The organism is Mesorhizobium sp. B2-4-3 (assembly GCF_006442815.1).
In the GTDB taxonomy this organism is placed as follows: Bacteria; Pseudomonadota; Alphaproteobacteria; order Rhizobiales; family Rhizobiaceae; genus Mesorhizobium.
The window spans coordinates 1-8,239 of record NZ_VFVL01000063.1; the positions used below are offsets into that span (position 1 = coordinate 1).

At 60.2% G+C, this 8,239-nt stretch carries 11 protein-coding genes; 8 read left to right on the top strand and 3 right to left on the bottom strand.

Translation table 11 applies throughout. The annotated features are described in order from the left end of the window. The 8 genes from FJ956_RS30740 to FJ956_RS30190 all read left to right on the top strand — a co-directional run. A partial coding sequence (locus FJ956_RS30740) for a hypothetical protein (RefSeq protein WP_210243616.1) occupies positions 1-210 on the top strand: 210 nt, incomplete at its 5' end. 456 nt (positions 211-666) lie between these two features. Continuing rightward, positions 667-930, top strand: a complete 264-nt coding sequence (locus tag FJ956_RS30160) for a hypothetical protein (RefSeq protein ID WP_140684988.1) — start codon at positions 667-669, stop codon at positions 928-930. Beyond that, positions 927-2,336: a His-Xaa-Ser system radical SAM maturase HxsB gene (gene hxsB, locus FJ956_RS30165; RefSeq protein ID WP_140684989.1), complete on the top strand. Its 1,410-nt coding sequence runs from the start codon at positions 927-929 to the stop codon at positions 2,334-2,336. The genes FJ956_RS30160 and hxsB overlap by 4 nt, the downstream gene beginning before the upstream one ends. Further along, positions 2,333-3,442, top strand: a complete 1,110-nt coding sequence (gene hxsC, locus FJ956_RS30170) for a His-Xaa-Ser system radical SAM maturase HxsC (RefSeq protein ID WP_140782014.1) — start codon at positions 2,333-2,335, stop codon at positions 3,440-3,442. The genes hxsB and hxsC overlap by 4 nt, the downstream gene beginning before the upstream one ends. Further along, positions 3,439-3,984: a His-Xaa-Ser repeat protein HxsA gene (hxsA, locus tag FJ956_RS30175; protein WP_140782015.1), complete on the top strand. Its 546-nt coding sequence runs from the start codon at positions 3,439-3,441 to the stop codon at positions 3,982-3,984. Before hxsC ends, hxsA begins: the two co-directional genes overlap by 4 nt. Before the next feature lie 218 nt (positions 3,985-4,202). After that, positions 4,203-4,736, top strand: coding sequence for a hypothetical protein (locus FJ956_RS30180; protein WP_140684968.1), 534 nt, complete (start codon positions 4,203-4,205; stop codon positions 4,734-4,736). 141 nt (positions 4,737-4,877) lie between these two features. Continuing rightward, positions 4,878-5,249, top strand: coding sequence for a hypothetical protein (locus FJ956_RS30185; protein WP_140684967.1), 372 nt, complete (start codon positions 4,878-4,880; stop codon positions 5,247-5,249). A 191-nt stretch (positions 5,250-5,440) separates the two neighbouring features. Continuing rightward, a complete protein-coding gene (locus FJ956_RS30190; protein ID WP_140684966.1) occupies positions 5,441-6,151 on the top strand; it encodes a hypothetical protein in 711 nt (236 codons plus the stop codon). Positions 6,152-6,173: 22 nt separating this feature from the next. Here FJ956_RS30190 and FJ956_RS30195 read toward each other — a convergent pair whose 3' ends face one another. From FJ956_RS30195 to FJ956_RS30205, 3 genes are all read right to left on the bottom strand, one after another. Beyond that, the gene (locus FJ956_RS30195; protein ID WP_140684965.1) at positions 6,174-6,524 is read right to left on the bottom strand and encodes a hypothetical protein; all 351 of its coding nucleotides are present in this window, start codon (positions 6,522-6,524) and stop codon (positions 6,174-6,176) included. Positions 6,525-6,526: 2 nt separating this feature from the next. Beyond that, entirely contained in the window at positions 6,527-7,144 is a 618-nt protein-coding gene (locus FJ956_RS30200; RefSeq protein WP_140684964.1) for a Mov34/MPN/PAD-1 family protein, read from the bottom strand. Then, positions 7,141-8,239 (bottom strand): ThiF family adenylyltransferase (locus FJ956_RS30205; protein WP_140782016.1); only part of this gene is annotated, 1,099 nt, incomplete at its 5' end. The genes FJ956_RS30200 and FJ956_RS30205, both read right to left, overlap by 4 nt.

The following is an 8,239-nucleotide window of genomic DNA, read 5'->3' on the forward strand; positions in this document are numbered from 1 at the left end:
AGCATGCCTCGGTCGCGAAGCCCCTTGAGCCTGGCTGCCATGAAACGCGCGAACAGGGCCCGATCCATGGGCAGGATCTGCAGGATGGTCGAATCGAAATCCTTAACAGCGAAGATGCCGCCCGGCTTTCAACACGCGGCTGGCCTCGCCGACGGCAAGCTCGAACTCGGCCGGCATCAGATACTGCATAACGCAGACGATTCGAAATGAAGATCAAGCCAGCCGGCGTCGCTCGCTTCGTGACCGGCGGACGTTTCGTTTCTAGCAGACAAATGATCCCCCTTTGCTTGCGCGTCACAGATACAAGCGTGCCGAAAGGTACCACGCAATGGCGACGCCAACCTACCAGGAACCGGCGCTGTCATTTTCCTCGGTCATGTGAAGGCTGCACTATCGCCGGAGCCAGACTCTCTTCACGACATCCAATTTGGCTCAGCGAGCGGATAGGTGTTTAACAAGAGCGGTTTCCGGTTGGGATTTCGACGGGGGACACTGGGTGATAAGGCAGGGCGCCTAAGTATTTTAGCGGACCTTGCGAATATCAGCCCCTCGTGGGAGAGCGCCTAGCTCGTCGCATTGAGATCGTTCTGTCAGCGCATCATAAAATATGCCGTTGATTTTCTGATCTATCCGCGCATTATCCCGCCGAGTGGGACGCGACAGAAATTGTCTGATGCAGTTGAATTAGACTTTGTGGTGGATGTTCCGCCACAGTTTGAAAAGTACGCCGAATCGGCGATGCTTCGCCTGCATGCACTTTACCCCGCATGCCGCTTCGTATGGCGCGAAGGCAGGATATCAATACGCCGATCGGGCGATCTTGCAGAACGACTTCGAAAAGACGTCCTGCAAACCGTCTACCGCGAGAAGATCTACGCTGAGACCCTGGTGATGCGTCAAGCGCTAGTCGCTGCGGTGACCAAACGATGAACGTATGGCCGCTGAGGTTCCGAGAGATGGCGGACGGCTCGGTGGTTTTCTCCGATGACGCGGGCGAGTTCTTCAAGTCCAGCCATGGCTTCCTGGATCGGTACGCCACCGACAACCTGTCTCCCGCCGATGAGACGTTCCTGAGGGAGGGAAATCACGGCTTCGACAAGGAGTTCGACCTTCACTGGACCTCGTTTGCCTACAGGTGGGCGCGGCGTCAGTCGGGGCCGACAAGAATGAACTACGTCATCCTCGTGCCGACTCTCCGCTGCAACCTCGCCTGCAGCTATTGCCAGGTTTCCCGCGCTCCTGAAAAGGCCCGCGGCTTCGACTGGTCGGCCGAAACCCTCGCCGGCGTTCTTTCGTTCCTCGACAGTCTGGAAGGTCCCGACATCAAGATCGAATTCCAGGGTGGCGAGCCCCTGTTGCGGGTCGACATGCTGGGGGCCGTCCGCGACTTCTGTCGGGAAAAGTTTTCCCAATCCCAGTTCGTTGTCTGCACGAACCTGCAGCGACTGGATCCGCGCGCATGGGCTTTCCTGGATGCCGACGACACCGTCATCAGCACCTCCCTTGACGGAGACCGGGCAACGCATGAGCGCCGACGCACGCATGTAACCGAAGTCACCGACGCCTTCTTTCGAAATCTCGAGGCAGCCGTTTCCCGCTATCCGAAGGGCAAGATCTCGGCATTGCCGACGGTGGACGTCGCCAACCCGCCGGACTTCGAGGCACTGCTGGACAACTACGAACGCTATGGAATCCAGTCAGTCTATCTTCGCCCGATAAACCACCAAGGATTCGCGCGAAAGATCCAGCAGGGTGACAATGTCCTTGCGCGCTGGAATCGCCTTCATTGCGAATTCATCGACCTGCTAATCGCCCGCAATCACCGGACCGGGCGTTTCATGGAGGAATACTACTTCAGCCAGTGCCTGAAGCGCGTGCTCCGGTTCGATGCGGACAACCACGTCGACATACGGAACCCGAACTTCTTCGCCTCCGACTATGTCGTGATAGATCACGACGGTCGCTTCTACCCGACCGACGAAGCCCGGATGCTGTCCAGGATCGGCCGCATCGATCTCAGCATTGGTGACGTCGGAACTGGAATCGACCGGGCGAAGGTCGACGTTCTAAATTCGGGGGCACTCAACCACTTCGATCCGGATTGCATCCACTGCGCTTATCAGCCGTTCTGTGGCACTGACGTCATCGACGATATCTCCCGGTATGGCCGGATTGACGTTCCGCGGCCTGACACATGGTTCTGCGGCCGCCACTTGTCGCTCTTCGACAAGGTCTTTGAGGTCCTCTACCGAAATGATGAGCCGACGCGCGCCTCCCTGGCCGCCTGGCTCGGCGTTGCCCGATGGACCGGCGACATGGCGCCGGGGCACCCATGATACCCCTGCGCATCAAAGTGGAAGCAAACGCCGACCAGCCTTTCGTGGTCCGGCTTCGCTCGTTCGAGACCGCGATCTGCGAGCAAAGGACTGAACAACTGAATCCTTTCGACGCCGCGCTTGAGCGCGTCGGCCGGGAAGGGGCTGACTACGTCGGCGAGGGCGGTCCGATCCGAATCCTTGGCATCGATCCTTCCAAGGTCGATGGAGACGTGTTGCTCGTGAACCCGCGGCGCGGAACCGCGGACCGCCTTATCCGCAGCTCGTCGCAGCACAACACCTTCCTGGTTACGGAGCGATGCGACCAGGTTTGCGTGATGTGCTCCCAGCCGCCCAAGAAGCACCACGTTGACCTTTTCCCGTATTTCGAGACCGCGGCGTTGCTCGCTCCGGAAGGCGCGACGATCGGCATTTCCGGCGGCGAGCCGACGCTTTTCAAGGCTCAGCTGTTCCGATTTCTGGAGAGGGTGCTTTTGGCGCGCCCGGACCTTTCCTTTCACGTCCTGACCAATGGCCAGCACTTTGAAGAAGCCGATTGGGACCCGATGGGCCACATCAACAGGGGCAGGGTGGTCTGGGGTATCCCTCTCTATTCCCGGGATCCGGGCGTGCATGACGAGATCGTTGGCAAGGCGGGCGCACACGGAAAGCTTTTGGAGAACTTGGCTCTGATGTGCCGTCTCGGTGCACAGGTAGAGCTTCGCACGGTGCTAATTCGTCCGAACGCCGACGGGCTGCTTGGTCTGGCACGATTCATCGCGTCGACGCTTCCCTTCATCCGCACCTGGGCAGTCATGCAGATGGAGAACATCGGCTACGGCCGCATGAACTGGAATAGGCTCTTCTACGACAGTTCGGAAGGCTTCGATGTTGTCGGCCCTTCCGTCGATCTCGTGAGGAGCCGCGGGATTGACGCTTGGCTATACAATTTCCCGCTCTGCACGGTACCGGAGCCATATCGCCATCTGGCGCCGGCCACGATCTCCGACTGGAAGCGTGCTTACCGGGAGGAATGCGACGGATGCTCGTTGAAAGCTCGGTGCGGGGGATTTTTCGAGTGGCATCCACCCAACCACGGATACAGCAACTTGGGGGCTATTCAATGAAGAAGCGGCTTTTCGCGATACCGTCGCTGCTCGCGGCGGGGTTCTTGCCAGCCAATGCACAGGCGCTGCCGACCAAACCAACGTTGGACGGCGACCTCGCAAAGACGAAATCCCTCTTCGATATCTTCAAGCTGGACCACCTGTATACGCTGGCCGGACATAGCAGCCACAGCAGTCACAGCTCTCACTCGAGTCATAGGTCATCGACCGGCGGCTATTCCTACATCCCGCGAGCGCCGAGTGAGCCCGCTCCGCTGTATAGCGCCCCGTCCATGCCCGCGCCGACCTACCAGGCGCCCGCCATCGCGCCAGCGCCGGCACCGCTGAAGACACTTCCAGGCGACGCCTACAAGTTCAAGGAGATCGTCCAGGAGGTCCAGTTCGCCTTGCTCGCGTTCGGCTACTACAACGGCGAGATAGACGGGGAGATGAATCCGGAGTTGAGAGCCGGGCTGCTGCGCATGCAGGCAGACTACTCCTTGAAGGTAACCGGGACGATCACTCCCGAAACGCTGACTGCGCTGAGGATAGAGGCCCGATAGGGAGGGCTTCAGCTTAGCTCCGTAAAAATGCAACGACTGCGTATAAACAAGATTAACTATTCAGCTCGTCAACTTTTTATTGCGAGGTATCTAGACTCTCCTGGATCGCCTATGTATAGGAGCGCCCATGTTCACGAGCGCCCTTTCTTTCGCACGCATATGACCCTCGCCACCCCGGTGAGCGACGTCATTTATCGTGCACAGAAAGGAACCAAATCTTGGATATCACCGCTCGTATCAAGCAGGCTATCGCGGCGCATGCGCGTCCGTTGCCTAAGTACGTTTCTCCCGGCGACCTCGACCTCCGCTTCGGCGTAGGCAACGCACCCGATGGCTGGCATCTTGCAGACGAGAGTCTGGTGCGCGCAGGGCACTACTGCACGTACGCTCGCAGGGCGACCGCGATCGTGCTCGTGCCTGGGTTCCCGTCGATCCCTACCTACTGGCGGCCCGCCGTATTCTTCCTGCCGGACGACGTGACCCAGAAGCCGGAGATGGCGTACGACGGCGACCCGCTGCGGCGCGGCCGCAAGCTCGTCCCGGTCGTGCAAGGCGCCGATATGAAGGAGGCGAATATCCAGCGCGATGTTTTCGGGCATGTCGACCCGGCGTTGGATGCCCTGGCTCGCTTCTACCGACGGACCGGACAGCGCTGGGAAGTTCTCTATCTCCGTGAGCGTGATCGCTCCCAGAAGGCGGCCGAGGCTTTCGACTGGTCAGAGCTGCCTGTCGACCCAGGCACGCTCTCCTAGGGTCTCGAATTCGAAGCCGCCATTTGGGCGGCTCCCTCAACAGTACTGACACCAACGCGGCGTTCGACGATGCCGCGGTTGCCAGCGTGTACCCCAATCCCGGGGAGCGCAGCCGCCTCCTACCAACAAAAGGATCTAAGCATGCCCAATTCCGAATCTACCCCCAAGTCTGAACCCCGTATGAGGAAGGTCCTGGTGCCTGTTGGCGACCAGCCTGACTTCCCTATCGCGTTTCCCGTCCGTTTTTCCGCAGAAGTCGCCGAACGCCTCTGTATCCGCGAGAACGCCATCTTCGTCGTCGACTATGTCGTCCAGGAGAACCCCGACGATGACCGTGGCGTTCTGCGACTGAACATGTTCGACAAGAACGGAGGGCCGTCCCTCTTGACCAAAATCTGCTCGCCGGAAGTCTGGCCGTGGCAGCGTGTGCACGCGCTTTCCTTCCCGCAGGAAGCTGCCGCCGCTCTCTTGAAGGAGTGGGACCCGATGGGGCCGAAAGTCCAGCGCAACTGAGCGCGCAGCCCATCGCGCGGCAAAGGGGGGCACCCAGGGGTGCCCCCTTTGAATGCCGCAGCTTCCCCAAACGCCTCGTCGAATAGGTGTTTTTGGGGTTGCAGGTGTCGGCAATCGACGTCAGCATTTTATGTAGCTAAGCCGGTCGACAACGAAAGACGGCTGGGCACACCAACGAACTAGGGATCGTCATGAACCGCACCGCTAGGCGTGCCGCGCAAGCGCAGGCGCGAAGGAAAACTATTGACCGCATCACGGCTGTGCACGAGGCAGGCCACGCGGTCGCCCGACTGCTTGCCGCCGAGGACATGGGATACCTTTTCGAGATGGGGGTCGATAGCATCCAGATCGGAACTGGGCCCAGTTGGCGCAGCGCAGACGGTAGGATTGTGCTGAACTCGGCGGCGATCTGCTACGGGCCAGCCGTATCCAAGGTACTGGCAGCTGCCTACACGCAGGCCTATCCGGGCGACGGGTCGATTTCTGCGGATGAATTCAACGCCCGGCTATTGACCCTTGGCACGGCCGAGCAGCGAGCCATTTCAGGACAAGCGAAGATGATCGTCACCGCCATGGGGGCGGCTGCCGAGGCCCGACTGACCGGGGCGACATGGGAGGAGGTGTTCCTAAGCGACGCCTGCATCGGCGATCGAACGGATTTCAGACGAGATGCCAGACTTGCTGGCTTTGGCGATAACGACTTGGCTGTTGCGGTAGCCAGGGTCAGATCCACTGTGATCAAACTCATTGCCGTGCCGGAGGTCTGGAGTGCCATTGGAGCAGTCGCCTCTGCTATGAAGGGGGACCTTTCGGGCAGGCAGGTCGCCCTGCTGGCCGCGCCCCACATCAGGGGAATGCGGTTGAGTAATGTCCCCGTGAGTGCACATCCCCGACGCCAATGAAGGAAGCGTCCGAAGCCTTCTTTCATCCCTTTGCATAGCCGGCCGTGCGCGGCAGCGGCATCGATTCTTGGCGTCGAAGCTTTTGCCGCGTGCGAAATGCTTCGTCCCATTTGCTAGGTCCTGCACGCCTCGGAACCAGGCGCAGTGACGGTCGATCCATTGCAGGACTGGTCTTTGTCGTTAGTCGAATCCCCATCCTGTCACGTGCAGCCTTATCCTTGCTCAGCCGCTCGCCCCAGACCCATTCATGCAGGTGAAAAGCAGTGATGGCGCAATGCAACGCCCGGCGCGCCGAGTGCGGTTCGTCCATGAAGTCGTCGAAATTTTGGACCAGCACCGTGTAAAAGTCCTTAGCTGTCACAATATCGAACATCTCTACCTCCGGAGCAGTCGGCGATTTTCCTCACCTATCAGGCTCCTTCGTGTTGCGTCGTTGCAGTTCTCCCGAGCGGCTGGATCATTCCGTCCCCCCTGGCACGCAAGGTCGCCCGCTCCGAATGCGCTACCATCGATTGGCACAGCTTTGCGCGAAAATTCTAACTGGTAGACCGAAGATTGGTCGCACACGGAGACGTACATTCCCTCCGGAATCGGGGACCTGCCCACGATCACCATGATGAAGCCATTCAGGGCGTGATCGGAGCGACGCACGCAATCAGCGATATTCCGGCGGTCGATATGCGAAGGCGATGCGATTTCCTCCGGATGCGTATGCCAGCAGCCTACGAAATGCAGCCCGCGCCAAAACATGTCGTCGATCTCTCGCTGTTCGGCCCGTTCGTCCGGCTGGTAGGTATAGCGGGACCGGCGATCTCCACGCCTCGGCCCGGTAGCGACGGTGATATCGATCATCGGAAGCTGAAATCGGGCAAATAGAAGTCCGCCGGCCTCCTTCTGCCAAAAGTGCCTTTGACGGTGGAGGTTGAAATGCTTGAGAACGCCGTCGCTGAACGCGAGCGATTGCCCCGATTGTCCAATTTCCAAGGAGATCACGCCGCCAGATCCTTCGCGGTACGGCTCCATCGTCTTTCGATCATGGTTGCGCCGTCGAGCGCTTCCGGAGCAATGGCCCGCAGTTCGTCGCTCCATGTGCCGCCCGCAGCTTCAATAAAGGTTCGGCGCGCGAGCCAGATGCGATGTGTGGCCGATGCCGCCTGACCAAGAAGGGCGTCGAGTGCGGTCTGCGCCACCATCGAGGTGATAAATCCCAACTCGACAGGGCCATAGGGGTCGAACGCCGCTCCGCAGGCGGGTTCGTAGCTGCGGGTTTCATGTATCCAACGTGTAGCGATCAGGTGCGGCGATCCGGTGGCATCCAGTCCGTCGCGGAGGCGGTCAGTGGAGCCGAAGACAACAATAGCATGCCCGGCGGCGGCATGTGGTTCAGTCCAACCGTAGACGATCGGCAAGCGTCGCGTCAGGGCCGATTGCCATTCGTCGAGAAGGGATTCGCTCGGCCAATCGCCGAGTGCCGAGACGATAAGGTCGACGCCGGCGAGGGGACAGTCGGCGCCAAGCAGAAGGTCCTGTACGAGCGAGTTATGACACTCCACCTTGATGTGCGGCAGGTCCGAACGGATGCGTTTCGCGAGTTCGCTTGTCTTGGCCGCGCCGATCGAGCCGACTCCGAGAGGGTGTCTGCCGACATTGGCGCCCGTCAACGTCTGCTTGTCGACGAGGATGAGCTTGCCAACGCCGGCTCGCGCTAGGGTCATCGCAACAGGTCCCCCGACTGATCCGCATCCGAGAACGGCGACGGTCGCCCCGCGCAGAGAGGAAATCCTCGGATCGCGGTCGCGCCCATGGACCCACGTCGGATCGATGCGTTCGACCGAAGTGCGGTCGGCGGCATTTCCTCCAAACAGGCGTGCCTGCAGCACTTTCTCGGGCACGCGCGAGGGACGAAACCCGGCGAGCAGTGGATCCGATCCACGAACGATCTTCGGTCGATTGACGACCGTGGTTACGAGCGCCGGTCCGTTATCGGTACCCGCGCCCAGCATCACAATCAGCCGTTGACGCATCTCGCGGGCAAGTTCGTCGAGATGGTCGGCGACGCCGGCGCGAGCCGCGATATCGTAAACGTCC

What these genes read in the sequence shown, in the direction of transcription:
- hxsC (WP_140782014.1), top strand. Translation starts at nt 2,333, where the DNA reads ATGATACCCCTGCGCATCAAAGTGGAAGCAAACGCCGACCAGCCTTTC.
- hxsA (WP_140782015.1), top strand. Translation starts at nt 3,439, where the DNA reads ATGAAGAAGCGGCTTTTCGCGATACCGTCGCTGCTCGCGGCGGGGTTC.
- FJ956_RS30190 (WP_140684966.1), top strand. Translation starts at nt 5,441, where the DNA reads ATGAACCGCACCGCTAGGCGTGCCGCGCAAGCGCAGGCGCGAAGGAAA.
- FJ956_RS30195 (WP_140684965.1), bottom strand. Translation starts at nt 6,524, where the DNA reads ATGTTCGATATTGTGACAGCTAAGGACTTTTACACGGTGCTGGTCCAA.
- hxsB (WP_140684989.1), top strand. Translation starts at nt 927, where the DNA reads ATGAACGTATGGCCGCTGAGGTTCCGAGAGATGGCGGACGGCTCGGTG.
- FJ956_RS30185 (WP_140684967.1), top strand. Translation starts at nt 4,878, where the DNA reads ATGCCCAATTCCGAATCTACCCCCAAGTCTGAACCCCGTATGAGGAAG.